General features: G+C 35.5%; 14 protein-coding genes. 13 read left to right on the forward strand and 1 reads right to left on the reverse strand.

The window, feature by feature from the left end:
- Positions 1–113: 113 nt before the first annotated feature.
- The 6 genes from MKY02_RS04675 to MKY02_RS04700 all read left to right on the forward strand — a co-directional run bounded on the left by MKY02_RS04675 (position 114) and on the right by MKY02_RS04700 (position 6,206).
- The gene (locus tag MKY02_RS04675) at positions 114–1,328 is read left to right on the forward strand and encodes a right-handed parallel beta-helix repeat-containing protein (RefSeq protein WP_340710720.1); all 1,215 of its coding nucleotides are present in this window, start codon (positions 114–116) and stop codon (positions 1,326–1,328) included.
- Positions 1,329–1,463: 135 nt separating this feature from the next.
- Complete coding sequence (gene dat, locus MKY02_RS04680; RefSeq protein WP_038187940.1) at positions 1,464–2,315, forward strand: D-amino-acid transaminase; 852 nt, start codon at positions 1,464–1,466, stop codon at positions 2,313–2,315.
- 145 nt (positions 2,316–2,460) lie between these two features.
- A complete protein-coding gene (locus MKY02_RS04685) occupies positions 2,461–3,489 on the forward strand; it encodes an NERD domain-containing protein (protein ID WP_038187937.1) in 1,029 nt (342 codons plus the stop codon).
- Positions 3,486–4,421, forward strand: a complete 936-nt coding sequence (locus MKY02_RS04690) for a diacylglycerol/lipid kinase family protein (RefSeq protein WP_076035358.1) — start codon at positions 3,486–3,488, stop codon at positions 4,419–4,421. The genes MKY02_RS04685 and MKY02_RS04690 overlap by 4 nt, the downstream gene beginning before the upstream one ends.
- A 66-nt stretch (positions 4,422–4,487) precedes the next feature.
- Positions 4,488–5,144, forward strand: a complete 657-nt coding sequence (trmB, locus tag MKY02_RS04695) for a tRNA (guanosine(46)-N7)-methyltransferase TrmB (protein WP_038187931.1) — start codon at positions 4,488–4,490, stop codon at positions 5,142–5,144.
- A 183-nt stretch (positions 5,145–5,327) separates the two neighbouring features.
- Entirely contained in the window at positions 5,328–6,206 is an 879-nt protein-coding gene (locus MKY02_RS04700) for a YtnP family quorum-quenching lactonase (protein ID WP_038187929.1), read from the forward strand.
- A gap of 173 nt (positions 6,207–6,379) precedes the next feature.
- Here the strand turns inward: MKY02_RS04700 and MKY02_RS04705 are convergent, their stop codons facing one another.
- Positions 6,380–6,694: a peptidase M4 gene (locus MKY02_RS04705; RefSeq protein WP_038187927.1), complete on the reverse strand. Its 315-nt coding sequence runs from the start codon at positions 6,692–6,694 to the stop codon at positions 6,380–6,382.
- A 243-nt stretch (positions 6,695–6,937) separates the two neighbouring features.
- On the opposite strand from MKY02_RS04705, the gene MKY02_RS04710 reads away from it, so the two are divergent.
- The 7 genes from MKY02_RS04710 to MKY02_RS04740 all read left to right on the forward strand — a co-directional run bounded on the left by MKY02_RS04710 (position 6,938) and on the right by MKY02_RS04740 (position 15,083).
- Positions 6,938–8,011, forward strand: coding sequence for a M42 family metallopeptidase (locus MKY02_RS04710; protein ID WP_076064947.1), 1,074 nt, complete (start codon positions 6,938–6,940; stop codon positions 8,009–8,011).
- 77 nt (positions 8,012–8,088) lie between these two features.
- On the forward strand, positions 8,089–8,607 hold the full coding sequence (locus tag MKY02_RS04715) for a DUF84 family protein (protein ID WP_038187922.1): 519 nt from the start codon (positions 8,089–8,091) through the stop codon (positions 8,605–8,607).
- Between the two features lie 104 nt (positions 8,608–8,711).
- On the forward strand, positions 8,712–9,233 hold the full coding sequence (locus tag MKY02_RS04720; RefSeq protein ID WP_038188402.1) for a hypothetical protein: 522 nt from the start codon (positions 8,712–8,714) through the stop codon (positions 9,231–9,233).
- A 10-nt stretch (positions 9,234–9,243) separates the two neighbouring features.
- On the forward strand, positions 9,244–9,555 hold the full coding sequence (locus MKY02_RS04725; protein ID WP_038187920.1) for a thioredoxin family protein: 312 nt from the start codon (positions 9,244–9,246) through the stop codon (positions 9,553–9,555).
- Between the two features lie 91 nt (positions 9,556–9,646).
- A complete protein-coding gene (locus tag MKY02_RS04730; protein WP_038187918.1) occupies positions 9,647–10,462 on the forward strand; it encodes a DUF1444 domain-containing protein in 816 nt (271 codons plus the stop codon).
- Positions 10,459–11,064: a YtpR family tRNA-binding protein gene (gene ytpR, locus MKY02_RS04735; RefSeq protein WP_038187917.1), complete on the forward strand. Its 606-nt coding sequence runs from the start codon at positions 10,459–10,461 to the stop codon at positions 11,062–11,064. Before MKY02_RS04730 ends, ytpR begins: the two co-directional genes overlap by 4 nt.
- Before the next feature lie 200 nt (positions 11,065–11,264).
- Positions 11,265–15,083 carry a DNA translocase FtsK gene (locus tag MKY02_RS04740; protein ID WP_340710723.1) on the forward strand — a complete coding sequence of 1,273 codons (3,819 nt, stop codon included), beginning with the start codon at positions 11,265–11,267 and terminating at the stop codon, positions 15,081–15,083.
- The last annotated feature ends 12 nt before the right edge of the window (positions 15,084–15,095 follow it).

Here is a 15,095-nt window from a genome sequence, read left to right on the forward strand (position 1 = left end):
ATTTACCTTTTTTGAGATTGAAAAGTATAGTACACTAATTATTAACCCCCTTTCTAATATTTGGATGGGGGTTTATTATATATTATACTCAACATAAAGGAGATTTTAGATCAATGCTTAATGTTAAGAGAATAAGTATTTTATTTGGAGCAACAGTTCTGTTTTTTAGTCTACTATTATACATATCTACAGATGCAGCACATGCAGAGGATAAGCCTTTATACACAGTTACTCCTTTATCAGATCCAATCAATGAAAATTATATGAACTATTCCACATATACTAGTGAAACAATGCAATATTATATGTTACGTTCATATCTAGAGAAACTGGAAAGTACGGGTGGCGGAACACTGATTTTGAATGAAGGTACATATACAGTTACAAACGCACTTTATGTACCATCTAATGTAACGATTGAATTTGAAGATGGTGTTAGAATAATTAAAGGAACAGATACGGGTTCTAGCATGAAACCAGCCAAATCAATATTCCAATTTGTGAGACCTTCTAAAGCAAAAGAGGATGATGCTTTTGGCAAATTTAAAGGGGAAAAGAATATTTCCTTAATAGGTCATGGTGAAGTAACAATCGATATGGATTATGATCTTGCTGCTATTTCCATTATTATGGGACATAACCAAAACATAGTTGTAGATAATATTACATTCTTAAATATGTACTCAGGACATTTTATTGAATTGGATGCTTCAAAAAACGTTGTTGTAAAAAACTGTACATTTGACGGCTCTAGAAACTATCTAGGCTACAATAAAGAAGCCATCAACATTGATACACCAGATGCAAAAACGAGTGGTTGGAGCCAAATTTGGAGTAAATTTGACGCTCAACCAAATTTCAATGTAGTCATAGAAAACAATAAATTTAACCTACTTGACCGAGCGGTTGGAACACATAAATATTCAGGCGGGAAATACCATGATCGTATTATTATTCGAAACAATGAAATTTCCAATACACGATCAGATGCAATCCGTGTGATGAACTGGTCAAATTCAGTTATTGAAAATAATACAATCACTAATGTAAATGAAGGCAATTTACGTGGTATTCTAGCAAGTGGTGCGGTAAATCCTACTTTCCAAAATAATGTGTTTACTAACGTTAGCCGTGCAATGCAATTTATTGTTTGGCAGAATAATGGGCCAGGGGAAGAATATGAACCTATTTTCAATGATTTAAGTGAAACAAATAAAAAAGCATTAGCTATGAACAATGGACATAACATGAAAGAAGACTTTATCCGAATATCTAACGAAGAATTTAAAAATTACTTAAAGCCAGAAAAGGTATATCTAAAAAAATAATAACACTAATTAATTTTCACCAAAAAAGTGCAATGAAGTATATTTATTCATTGCGCTTTTTTGATGATTGTGATAAAAATGAGGCAGATAACTAAGAGTAAAATATGTGTAGAAACAACTTGAGGAGATGCTTGAATGACAACAATGCTTTGGAATGACCGTTTGGTAAAAAAGGAAGAAATCAAACTCTCTATAGAAGACCGTGGCTATCAATTTGGTGATGGCGTCTATGAAGTTATTAAAGTTTATAATGGCTCAATGTTCACAGTAACTGAGCATATTGACCGTTTTTATGAAAGTGCTGAAAAAATTAATATTGTGATTCCATATACAAAAGATGTTCTTCATAAAATGGTATATGATTTGATTGAAGCCAACGAAATTGTAAATGGCTATGTCTATTTTCAAATTACTCGTGGTTCTTCACCTCGTGCTCATGCATTCCCACAGCCAACGACTGAACCAGTTTTCATCGCTTATACAATGAAAGGTGAGCGTTCAATTGAGAACTTTGAAAAGGGCGTAAAAGCTAAATTTGTAGAAGATATTCGCTGGTTACGTTGTGATATTAAAAGTTTAAACTTACTTGGAAATGTGTTAGCAAAAGAAGCAGCACAACAAGCAGGGTGCTACGAAGCAATACAACATCGTGGAGAAATTGTAACGGAAGGTTCTTCTTCAAATATGTATGGTATAAAAGATGGTGTACTCTATACACATCCAACTAATAATTTAATCTTACATGGGATTACAAGAAGAGTTATAATGTCCCTTTGTGAAGAAATTGGATTATCTGTTATAGAAGAAGCATTCACAACAGAGCAAGCAATAGACATGGATGAATTCTTTATGTCTTCAACAAGTTCTGAAATTACGCCTATTATTCAAATTGATGACAGCATTATTGGCAATGGGAAACCAGGCGAATGGACTAGAAAATTACAAGCTGCTTTTGATGCACGTGTACAGCAGTTAGGGTCCTTATAATTTTACAAAATATAGAGATAGAGGGGGCGAAATCAACGCCTTCTCTATTTTTTTTTCTTTACGTCATGTAGAATGGATAGATAAAGCAGTAGAAATAACCCTACTTTTGAACGAATTTATTTTTATTTTAGAAGGGAAGCTTATAATGGCGCAATTAGTTAAGCTACAAGATTATATTTCACGCTACCAAATTGATTTGAAACGCTATCCGTCTCAATTTGTAAGATTAAAACAAATCCAGTGGGAACGTATGAAAAAGGAATGGGAAACTGGTGCTGAAATAGAGCAATGGGAGCACGAGTCTGAAGAATTAGAAAAAAAGCAACGTAATCCATTTTTTAAAAAGGTATTCTCTTTCTCTCTTAAAAAGAAAGATGAAGCTTTTGAGCAAGAGGAACTTGTGCACAATGACGAAGTACAAGATGAAACTAGTTTAATTCATGGCGTAACAGATGAAGAAGACATGCCAGAGGAAATAATGACTTTAGATTTTGAACCGAATATACTTTATCGACCACAAACGGCTGAAGAATTAAAGCGAATGTATATTGACCAACTATTTCAATTTCAATTAAAGTGGGCTAGTTCAACTTTAAGGGAAAAATCATATGTTGAACCAAGATATCAACGTGATTCGTTATTACGAGCATTGACACAAAACCTTCCAGATAGTTATTTGTTATTCTACTATCCTATTCTACAATTGAAAAAAGCACCTATTGAGATGGGGATTATTTTATTTACACCAACAAGTTGTCTTTGTATTCAAGTTCTTGAAGAGGAAGAACGAGCTTCATTTATTGGTAGTGGAGAACGCTTTTGGGTGAAAAAAGTAGGTACAACAGACAAAAAAGTGTTAAGTCCATTGATTAGTTTAAATCGTATGGAATCTATATTGAAACAATTGTTTACAAATGATCAAATTGATATACCAATCCATAAAATTGTCTTATCACGAAATGGCTATATCGACTATCCTGGTTCAGCATATGGTGTTCAATTTATCGATAAACGTAAATTTCCAGAATGGTTTTCAAATTTAAAAAAGAACCCATCTCCTATGAAGCATATGCAGTTTAAAGCTGCACAGTCGGTATTAAATACAGGCCAAACAACATCATTCCATCGTACGAATTGGGATACAAAGACAGAGGAAAAGGATATGGATCAGTGAAAGTTGTTTTTATTATTAATGAAAAAGCGGGAAATGGATCTGCTAAGAGGAAATGGAGCTATCTAGAAAAGTCCTTGCAAATCCCGTATCAAATAGAGTTTACAGCTTACCCGGGCCATGCAACTGAGATTGCAAAACGATACGCCAACTCAGCTATAGTGCAATCTGAAAAGTATTTATTGATCGCAATTGGTGGAGATGGAACAGTCCATGAAGTAGTACAAGGAATTTTAGAGAATGAAGAAGTCTGTATTGGCGTAATTGGTGCAGGTTCTGGAAATGACTTCGGAAGAGGATATGAAACGTTTAAAACGGCAGCAGAAATAAAAGCGTATGTTGAGCAATGTAGTGGTGGTCAATTAATGGATGTCGGAAATATGCAAAGAAATGGTGTTACATATTATTTTGTTAATAACGCAGGAATTGGCATCGATGCATATATAGCAAAAGTGGCGAATGAATCGAAGCTTAAGCAATACTTTAATATTTTTCGTTTGGGGAAACTGACATATATTTATTTTTTACTTAAGGCATTAATGAATTTTAAAACATTTTCGGCTAAAGTTGTACATAATGGACAAGAAAAAGTTTTTGAAAAAGTATGGCTTGTAGTAGCTAGTAATCAGCCATACTTTGGTGGTGGAATGAAAGTCTCGCCATACTCTATCCCAAATGATCACAATATCGAATTGACAGTTGTTTATGAAATCTCTCGTATAAAATTATTGTTTCTGTTTAGTACCGTCTTTTTTGGTAAACATACTGGATTAAAAGCAGTTCACCAATATTCTGCTAAAGAATTCGAAGTTGAAATTCATAATGAGGTTATGGCTCATACAGATGGAGAATTTGCTGGTGAGACAAAGGAATATGAGTCGATTCACTTTGGTGTAATCCATCAAGCTTGGCAATTGGCAAGAAAGTCTTCTTGACGAATGGAAAGCTTTCTTTAATAATGAGAAGTTGAATAGTAGAAATAACAGAAATGAGGAAAAGAATTGAGACTTCGACATAAACCATGGGCTGAAGAATTTATCGCTAGTCACCCAGACATCGTCGTTCCAAATCCTGAAGAGCAAAAAGGTAAATGGAATGAAGTATTCAAAAACGACAATCCATTGCATATTGAAGTAGGAACAGGTAAAGGACAATTTATCACTGGTATGGCGCTTGCTAATCCAGAGATTAACTATATCGGTATTGAGCTTTTTGACAGTGTTATAGTAAAGGCGGTTGAAAAAGTACAAGCTGCTGGTCAGCCAACTAATTTACGATTATTAAAAGTAAATGGTTCGGATTTAGAAAAGTTTTTTGAGAAAAACGATGTTGACCGTTTATACTTAAATTTCTCTGATCCATGGCCAAAAACACGTCATGCAAAAAGAAGATTAACGCATGCTGGTTTCTTAAGTATCTATGAGAATATCTTACCTGATTTCGGTGAAGTACACTTCAAAACCGATAACCGTGGCCTATTTGAATACTCTTTAGTGAGCATGTCACAATATGGTATGAAACTTGTTTATGTCTCTTTAGACTTACACAAAGAAATGCTTGAAGATAATATTATGACTGAATACGAAGAGAAATTCTCTGCAAAAGGTCAACCAATTTATCGGGTGGAAGCACAATTCCAGTTACCAGAAGTGAAATGAAGAGATTTGAAAATGCAGGAGCTTACATAAGCTACTGCATTTTTTGTTTGTAAAAATGGAAATGGATAGAAAAAAATAGAACAACCTTTTTGTACATGTTACAATTTATATGAGGGAATATTCATTTTTATATAAAAATAAAAATGTTTGAACTCTAAGTTTTAAAACAAGGGGGAAAAGAAAATGGATCAATTTAAATTTCATGATATGACATTAACATGGCTCAAAGGGGGAACCACTTTTTTAGATGGTGGAGCAATGTTTGGGGTAGTGCCAAAGCCACTTTGGTCACGCAAGTATCCGGTCAATGAAAATAACCAAATTGAACTACCGACAGATCCAATTCTTATTCAATATCAAGGCAAGAATATGTTAGTCGATACAGGTGTTGGAAACAATAAGTTTACTGAGAAGCAATTGCGAAATTTCGGTGTGACAGAGCAATCATTTATCGATGATGGCTTAGTCGAAATGGGATTACTATCGGAAGACATCGATTATATTCTTATGACACATTTACATTTTGACCATGCTTGTGGTTTAACAAAATGGGAACAGGACAAGCTGGTACCAACTTTCCCAAATGCTAAAATCTTTGTATCACAAGTTGAATGGGATGAAATGCGAGAACCAAATATTCGTTCAGCAAATACGTATTGGAAAGAAAATTGGGAGCCGGTGCAACATTTAGTAGCTCCATTCATTGGTAAATTAGACGTATTTCCTGGTATTGAAATGATTCATACAGGTGGGCATAGTAATGGGCACAGTATTATTAAGTTAACGCAAAATGGGGAGACTATTCTACATATGGCGGACATTATGCCAACACATGCTCACCAAAATCCATTATGGGTCCTTGCGTACGATGACTATCCAATGACATCAGTTTTCGCTAAAGAAAAGTTAATGAAGGAAGCATTAGAAAACGGCTATTGGTTTAGCTTCTATCATGATGCACACTATCGTCTCATTAAATGGAACGAGACAGGTAAAGAAGTAATCGGAGAATTGAAACGTACAAGAGAAGAGATGAAAGAAGAGACTGTCCCTAAAGGATAATTCTTTTCCTTTTCATTATAGTAGGTATCTCTGAGCTGGAAAGTTGGCTCTTGAGATACTTTTTTTATGTGAATTTGAGAGTAGTCCACTACGGAAGAGAAAATTACGTTTGTTTTTTTGTTTAAAAATAAAAAAACTCCTCTATAACGAGGAGTTTTAGAAAAACGTAAGGATTAAACACGTACTAAGTCAATAATCGAGCCTGTTTTCGCATCAGCAGCAAATTCAAAACTTTGTGTTTCACCATTATGAACGCGAGAAATACCGCCTTTATACACAGGGATTTCGATGTTTTCTTTTTTGAAAACTTCTGGTTCCATGAATATCCATGATCCATCGATAGGACCTTCTTGTTTAAATAAGTTTTTAATGTCAGACAATACTGAATTAGCTGGTTTGTTTGGATAAATTTTTTCGCTAGCTTCTTTAATTACATAAGCTGCAGCAAGTCCTGTTGCAACACCAAGTAGGAAATCACGTAATTTCATAGATCATTGCCTCCCTAAATTTCATATGAAGCTAGTGTACCACATCCATTATATGGAGTGAAAATGTGAGGGTGGTACTTTTGAGTATACTAGTTCAAATGAGGAAAGTTTTATACATGGAGATCACACTGTTAGTTGAAATGGCGCTATCCACATTTCGGTTGCCGAAATAAAGTGCTAGTAATAAAAGCATTTTTTGGATAAAATAAAAGATATAGTGGCTCATTAAAGGAGGCTTTTCAATTGAATCAAGAAACTTTAGATATGTTTAAAACACTAACTGAACTACCGGGGGCACCAGGTGATGAACGTGCCGTACGCGCTTTTATGCGACAAGAGTTATCTAAGTATGCTGATGAGATTGTGCAGGATAATTTAGGTGGCATTTTCGGATTAAAAAAAGGTGACGAAAATGGTCCCCGTATTCTAGTTGCAGGTCATATGGATGAAGTTGCTTTAATGGTAACTTCAATTACTGATAATGGTATGCTTCGTTTCCAACCTCTAGGTGGATGGTGGAATCAAGTAATGCTTGCGCAACGTGTTGAAGTATATGCAACAAATGGTCCAATACCAGGTGTTATTGCTTCTGTTCCAAAACACTTATTAACAACAGAAATGCAGTCAAAACCAATGGAAATTAGCAATATGTTAATTGATGTTGGTGCTGACGATAAGGTAGATGCTGAAAAAATGGGTATCATTCCAGGCCAATCAATTATTCCAGTTTGTCCATTTACACCGATGGCAAACCCGAAAAAAATTATGGCTAAAGCATGGGATAATCGTTATGGCTGTGGATTAGCAATTGAACTATTAAAAGAACTGAAAGACGAAAAACTACCGAATACATTATATTCAGGTGCGAATGTTATGGAAGAGGTTGGACTACGCGGAGCTAAAGTGTCAGCTAATTTGATTAAACCTGATCTTTTCTTTGCATTAGATGCCAGCCCAGCTAATGATACTTCAGGTGATAAAACGCAATTCGGTCAACTTGGTAAAGGTCCTTTACTTCGTATTTTGGACCGCACAATGATTACTCATAGAGGAATGCGTGAATACATTCTAGATACAGCTGAATCTAATAATATTCCATATCAATACTTCGTCTCACCAGGTGGCACAGATGCAGGAAATGTACATATTTCTAATGATGGTGTACCAAGTTCTGTTATCGGTATTTGTTCACGCTATATCCACACACATGCTTCAATCATTCATACGGATGATTTAGATGCAGCGAAGGAATTGATCGTGAAGCTGGTCAAAAATGCAGACCGTACAACGTTAGAAACAATCCGTGCAAACGGCTAATTTGTTATACTATTAAGGGGGTTCCGACAAGGGCCCTCTTTTTCTGTACATAAATAATTATTTAAAGGAGTATGAAAATGCTAATAGCAATAGGAACAAAAAATAAAGCTAAGACAGGTGCTGTTGAAGCAGTTGTAAAACAATGTATAAATGAAGAATTAGTATTCGAACATATTGAAGTTGCATCTGGCGTATCCGTACAACCGATGACAGATGCTGAAACAAGAGAAGGTGCAATTAATCGTGCTAAGAATACTAGTAATGTTTCCAATGCAGATTTTTCATTTGGATTAGAAGGTGGAGTTAAAGAAATTGATGGGGTTATGTATGTTTGCAATTGGGGAGCTCTTGTCTTAAAAAATGGACATGTTATTACAGCTGCGGGGGCTCAGATTCCATTGCCAGAAACAGTTGCAGAAGCGGTGAAAAGTGGCAGAGAGCTAGGTCCTGTAATGGATGAATACACTCAACAAAACGATATTCGACAACATTCTGGAGCAATTGGTATTTTCACTCAGGATTTTGTTGATCGAAAAGAAATGTTTGAACATGTTATAAAATTGTTAATTGGGCAATACTTCTTCCAAAAAGCATGACTTTTCCCTCTTTATTAGCAGTTTAGTGGGAAGAGCACTAAAGTTGCATGGACTCTATAACATCTTTAAAATAGAATGGAGTTCAAGCAAGGATGGAGGATGGCATGTCACGATATACTATTGTATTGTTACTAATCATTTCTGTACTGGCAAGTCTGGCAGGTTGCGGACAAACTATTGAAGAACAAATGGATCAGGGAATGGAGAATGCCAAAAGTGTATTTAACGCCAAACCTGAGAAAAGTACAGAGCAAACCAATAAAATCAATTTCTATCTACCTTCAGAATTTACTATAGAAACTTCATCTGATGATACAAATATTATATTGTCTAAAGATGAAAATGCATTTGTTCTATTTATTAATCCTAATGAAAGTAATGATAGTGAAAGATTTTATAAAGCTTTGAAAGCTGATAAAAAAGCTAATATAGTAAAAGAACAAACTTTTAAAAAGAAGAACCGATTTGGATTTGCAAGTGTTTTAAAGAAAGAAGACAAACAATATGAGATTCTTGTAAGTAGTGGTGGTGTTAAATTGACGACCATTACAAATGGTGAAAATATTGATGAACTAATAGAACAAATGATGCAAATTGTTCGATCAGTGAAGATTACTAATAAGTGAGGTTAAGAACATGCAAAGTTTACAAACTATTGAACAATTTTCAGACTTAAAATCACAAGGAAAAACAGTCTTTCTATTTACAGCAGGCTGGTGTCCAGATTGTCATTTTATCGATCCGTTTATGCCAGAAATAGAAGAAAAATTCGAAGATATTCAATTTGTATCAGTTAATCGTGATGATTTTATCGATTTATGTGGAGACTTAAACATTTTCGGTATACCTAGCTTCGTCGCATTTGAAAATGGTGAAGAAAGTGGTCGGTTTGTAAGTAAAGATCGTAAAACACAAATTGAGATTGAAGAGTTTTTAGAATCATTATAAGTCTTTGGAGATAGTGAAAGAAAAACTGTCTGATACGGTTCACAAAAAAGTGAACCGTTTGTTTATTTGAAAATAAAGGGAGTTGAAGCAGTTGAAATCTAAAGAGCTAGTCAAAAAGCTACAAGAACGATTGAGTGATACTCACTTTGAATGGCAATTTGATGAAAAACACAACAAATTAAGATTAGATCATAAAGAGCTAGGTAAAGGAATGGACATATCTTTACCAGGTATCCTCTCTAAATATGAAACGAAAAAAGAACTTGCAATTGATGAAGTAATTTACACAATTCAAGAGACATTTTCAGCAATGGAAAAAGAGCATGCAGAAGGATTTGAGAACATAGATAATATTTTCCCAATCATTCGCTCCACATCTTTTCCGAAAAAATCAAAAGATGGTCATGCTTTCGTTACTACTGATCACACAGCAGAGACACGTATTTACTATGCTCTTGACCTTGGCAATACTTACCGCCTAATCGATGTCGATATGCTAGACAAGCTAAATGTATCAACAGAGCAAATAACAGAAGCTGCACGCTTTCAAATAAGAAAGCTGAATACGAAAGTTAAAAAAGACGTAGTAGCTGAAAATGTTTTCTATTTTTTAAATGAAAATGATGGTTATGATGCAAGTCGTATTTTAAATGATACCTTTTTAAAGGAAATGCGTGGTAAGATTGAAGGGGATATGACTGTGTCAGTACCGCATCAAGACGTGCTAATCATAGGAGATATTCGTAATGAAGCAGGATATGATGTACTAGCACAAATGACTATGCATTTCTTTACAGTAGGCACTGTCCCAATTACATCACTGTCATTTATTTATGAAGATGGCGATTTAGAACCCATCTTTATATTAGCTAAAAACAGAGTGAAAAAGGAGCAAGAGAAAAAATGATCGTATCATACAACAAAGCTTATGTTGGAGACGTTTTACTCGTTCAATTATCGACAGAAGCAATCGTAAAAACTGTGTTAGAAAAGCACGGAGATTTAGTTCTATTAAAAGAAGAATCTACTGGCGAAGTAAAAGGGTTTAACCTTTTTAATGCAAGTGAATATTTGCAAATCGAACAACAAGGTAACGTTGAAATTACGGAAGAGCTAGTAGCAGCAATTGATGCAGCTATCATTAAGAATGGCGCAACATTAAATTTAGATGTTGACCTAACACCTAAATTTGTCGTTGGTCTTGTTGAAGAAAAAGAAAAACACCCGAATGCAGATAAATTAAATATTTGTAAAGTAAATGTTGGAGATGAAACATTACAGATTGTATGTGGTGCTCCAAATGTTGAAGCAGGTCAAAAAGTGGTTGTAGCTAAAGTGGGAGCAGTAATGCCTTCAGGTATGTTAATCAAAGATGCTGAGCTACGTGGCGTTCCTTCTTCTGGAATGATTTGTTCAGCTCGCGAATTAGCAATACCAAACGCTCCGCAAGTAAAAGGTATTTTAGTGCTTGAAGATGATGCAATTGTAGGTACACCTTTTCAAGCTTAAATAAAATATTATTAAATCGACATACCGAATTATAGGTATGTCGATTTTTTATTTTGTAACAAAAAAGAAATAATTATATTAATATACGAAATGAATTTGAGAAAAATGGTAATTTTCTAGTGCATTCTTTCGCTTCTCATTGCATACTTGGCGTTATTACTGATAAAATGAATGCAACGATTTGGAAAAGAGTGATTCTTATGAAGTGGTTTAAAAATGTAGTTGCTCGTATTATGGGTGACGAAATCGAAGAATATGATAATGAAAAAAAGATTAATAATGACAGAATTAAAATACAAGATACATATGAAGACTATATAGAACAAGAGTTTGAAACAGTACAACAAGAAGATTCTATACCCGCATTTTTACGTAAAAGAGATGCTTTCCGTTTCCCGGTTATATCTGATTCAGAGCGCTCGCAAATGATAAAGAAGGAAACTCCAAGCAAGCAAGCGCCACTACCATCGAATAAGCAAGTTAGACCAAAGCCACAATCCGTTCAACCAGATCAATGGCAAGAACAGAGACAAAAGCAAAAACGAGATCGTTTCCAACCGTCTTCTCAAAATCAAACAACAACGCAAAATAGAAGGTCACCATTTGAAAATCAGGTACAGCAATATCAGGAGCCAGCTCGATTCGAAACACGAGAGCAGCGGAGACCAATAGTGAAGAATGGGTATAACGAGGTGCCATCAAAACAAGAGCGTATTAATCCATTTAACCCAAAGCCAAATTATGATACAACCGCTTCTTATAGGGAACGACCAAGTTCTTCACTAGGTCGTAGATCGGTTGAGAGTGAAACTGAAACTGTGACTACCACAAAGCCAGAGCAAGTAAAAAAGCAAAAGTTCAAACCTACAAATGTACCTTCACCCGTTTATGGTTTTCAAAAGCCACCTTTGCGTTCTACTCATGACCAGCTAGAGGGCCATGAATCCAATGAACTAAAACAGACTGATGATCATTTAGAAGCAACAAAACAGGTTACTGTAGAAGTAATGGAGTCACTACACACCGCTGCTACAGAAGAACATGCCATTGTTGAAACAAAACTAGAGGAAGCTCAAGTTATTACTGAAACAGAAATGAATGCAGCCCAAGCAATTCCTGAAACAGAAATGAATGCAGCCCAAGCAATTCCTGAAACAGAAGTAGAAGAAGTTCAAGCTACTGTTGAAACAAAAGTAGAAGAAGTTCAAGCTACTGTTGAAACAAAAGTAGAGGAAGTTCAAGCTACTGTTGAAACAAAAGTAGAGGAAGTTCAAGCTACTATTGAAACAAAAGTAGAGGAAGTTCAAGCTACTGTTGAAACAAAAGTAGAGGAAGTTCAAGCTACTGTTGAAACAAAAGTAGAGGAAGTTCAAGCTACTGTTGAAACAAAAGTAGAGGAAGTTCAAGCTACTGTTGAAACAAAAGTAGAGGAAGTTCAAGCTACTGTTGAAACAAAAGTAGAAGAAGCCCAAGCTACTGTTGAAACAGAAGTAGAAGAAGTTCAAGCTACTGTTGAAACAGAAGTAGAAGAAGTTCAAGCAACTGTTGAAACAGAAACAGCAGAGGCCCAAACAGTTGTTGAAACGATAGTAGAGGAAGTCCAAAAAATTGTTGAAGCAGAAGTAGAAGAAACTCAAGTAATTGCTGAAACAGAAGTAGAGGAAGTTCAAGCTACTGTTGAAACAAAAGTAGAAGAAGCCCAAGCAATTGCTGAAACAGAAGTAGAGGAAGTTCAAGCTACTGTTGAAACAAAAGTAGAAGAAGCCCAAACAGTTGTTGAAACAATAGTAGAAGAAGTCCAAAAAATTGTTGAAGCAGAAATAGAAGAAACTCAAGTAATTGCTGAAACAGAAGTGAATGTAGACCAAGCTATTGATGAAATAATAGTAATGGAAGAACAGCCTCTTGAAGTTGCTATTGAAGAGGGTATAACTGAATCGACTATAAAAATGGAAGAAGTAAATGATCAATATAGTGATTGTGAGGAAATTGCCTCTCCAACTACTGGTGAAGAGCCAATCCAACAACAGCTAATACCTGTTGCAATTAAAGAGCTGAATGAAATCGTAGATCAAAATCTAGAAGTAAAATTAGTTGGGCAGGCACAAACTTCCATAGAGGAGATTACTATAGAAGAAAAACCTGCCATTGTCGAAGAACTTATTCGCCGAGCGGAAGATCCTGAAGATGAGCTTTTAAAATCAGAAGATATAATTGTAGAAGCAACTATAAAGCCATCTGAAAAAGTAGAACAAATAGAGGAACCATCTTCAAAAGAGGAAGAGTACCAAGAGCCAGTAAAAAAAGAAGAAAGTAAACTTCCATTTAATGTTCTTATGTTAAAAACAGATAAAGAGAAATGGGCACTGAAAGAAGCAAAGACTAAGCAATTATTAAATACGAGCGTAGAAGAAACTGTTCTCCCTTTAGTCGTAAAAGAGCAGCCTGTTGCAACGAGTATTACAGAGAACCCTATACAACAACCCATATTAGAAACATATACGGTGTCTGATAATCAAGAAGTTGCGGCGACAACAGTAGAGCCAGTCATCGAACCTGAAATTGAAGAGCCTATGCCATCACGCATTAACGAAAACCTTGACGAATCTCTAAAATATTTAGAGTCACCAGAGGAAAAGACAGAGGATTTTGAATGGATGGATATGCAAGGTGAGAAACTAATTGAGGCACTCTCATATTTTCAAGTAAAAGGAGAGATTGTTCAAATTGTGCAAGGACCTGCAGTAACGCAATTTGAAATTACAGTTGGTCATGGTACCAAGGTGAGTAAAATACGTAATTTAGCAGATGATTTGAAACTGGCTCTAGCTGCTAGGGATATACGTATTCAAGCTCCGATTCCAGGTAAGAGCTCAATCGGAATTGAAATTCCAAACCAAAAATCACGACCAGTGCGTATTTCTGAGATTGTTGGTGACCAGTTATTTATTGATTCAGATTCGCCTCTTGAAGCAGCGTTGGGTTTAGATTTAACAGGAAAACCGGTAACGCTTGATCTTCGTAAAATGCCTCATGGATTAATTGCAGGGGCAACTGGATCTGGTAAATCTGTTTGTATTAACTCAATTTTGGTTAGTCTATTATTAAAAGCTAGCCCACAAGATGTGAAGCTGCTTTTAATTGACCCTAAAATGGTGGAATTGGCTGCATTTAATCATATTCCTCATTTAGTGAGCCCGGTGATTACCGATGTCAAGGCAGCTACTGCAGCTTTAAAATGGGCTGTAGAGGAAATGGAAAGACGTTATCAGTTGTTTGCACATGTTGGCGCGCGAGATATTACTCGATACAATGCAATGGTTGAAGAAGAACGAAAATTTTCATTAAAAATGCCATATTTAGTGATTGTCATCGATGAATTAGCAGATTTAATGATGATGGCTCCTACTGATGTGGAAGAAGCTATTTGTAGAATTGCTCAAAAAGCAAGAGCTTGTGGTATACATTTAGTACTTGCAACTCAACGCCCATCTGTAGACGTTATTACGGGGCTAATTAAGTCTAATATTCCGACACGTATTGCTTTCTCTGTATCATCTCAAATTGATTCACGTACAATATTAGATAGCCAAGGAGCGGAGCGATTATTAGGTCGTGGTGATATGCTGTACTTAGGTAATGGAATGTCTGGGCCTATTCGTGTGCAAGGTACATTCGTAACGGATGAAGAAATAGAAGCTGTGACAGACTATATGCGATCGCTAGGCGAGCCGGAATATATTTTTGAACAAGAAGAATTGTTGAGAAAAGCTGAGGCTATTGAGGAACAAGATGAGTTATTTGAAGAAGCATGCCGACACATTTGTGAGCAAGGTACAGTTTCTACATCTTCTTTACAACGAAAATTCCATATCGGTTATAATCGAGCAGCCAGATTAGTAGACATGATGGAAGCTCAAGGATTTATCTCAGAGTCAAAAGGTACAAAACCACGTGATGTTTTTTTGAAAACACAAGATTTAGAGAATCTCTTTAATAACGGATATGATGAAATGTAAATTATTTATGAC

The sequence above is a fragment of the Viridibacillus sp. FSL R5-0888 genome (assembly GCF_038009105.1).
In the GTDB taxonomy this organism is placed as follows: Bacteria; Bacillota; Bacilli; order Bacillales_A; family Planococcaceae; genus Viridibacillus; species Viridibacillus arenosi.

Excerpts from the sequence above, each read along its gene's own strand:
- MKY02_RS04700 (WP_038187929.1), top strand. The coding sequence starts at position 5,328 with ATGGATCAATTTAAATTTCATGATATGACATTAACATGGCTCAAAGGG.
- MKY02_RS04740 (WP_340710723.1), top strand. The coding sequence starts at position 11,265 with ATGAAGTGGTTTAAAAATGTAGTTGCTCGTATTATGGGTGACGAAATC.
- MKY02_RS04685 (WP_038187937.1), top strand. The coding sequence starts at position 2,461 with ATGGCGCAATTAGTTAAGCTACAAGATTATATTTCACGCTACCAAATT.
- MKY02_RS04715 (WP_038187922.1), top strand. The coding sequence starts at position 8,089 with ATGCTAATAGCAATAGGAACAAAAAATAAAGCTAAGACAGGTGCTGTT.
- MKY02_RS04705 (WP_038187927.1), bottom strand. The coding sequence starts at position 6,694 with ATGAAATTACGTGATTTCCTACTTGGTGTTGCAACAGGACTTGCTGCA.
- MKY02_RS04725 (WP_038187920.1), top strand. The coding sequence starts at position 9,244 with ATGCAAAGTTTACAAACTATTGAACAATTTTCAGACTTAAAATCACAA.
- ytpR (WP_038187917.1), top strand. The coding sequence starts at position 10,459 with ATGATCGTATCATACAACAAAGCTTATGTTGGAGACGTTTTACTCGTT.
- MKY02_RS04720 (WP_038188402.1), top strand. The coding sequence starts at position 8,712 with ATGTCACGATATACTATTGTATTGTTACTAATCATTTCTGTACTGGCA.
- dat (WP_038187940.1), top strand. The coding sequence starts at position 1,464 with ATGACAACAATGCTTTGGAATGACCGTTTGGTAAAAAAGGAAGAAATC.
- MKY02_RS04675 (WP_340710720.1), top strand. The coding sequence starts at position 114 with ATGCTTAATGTTAAGAGAATAAGTATTTTATTTGGAGCAACAGTTCTG.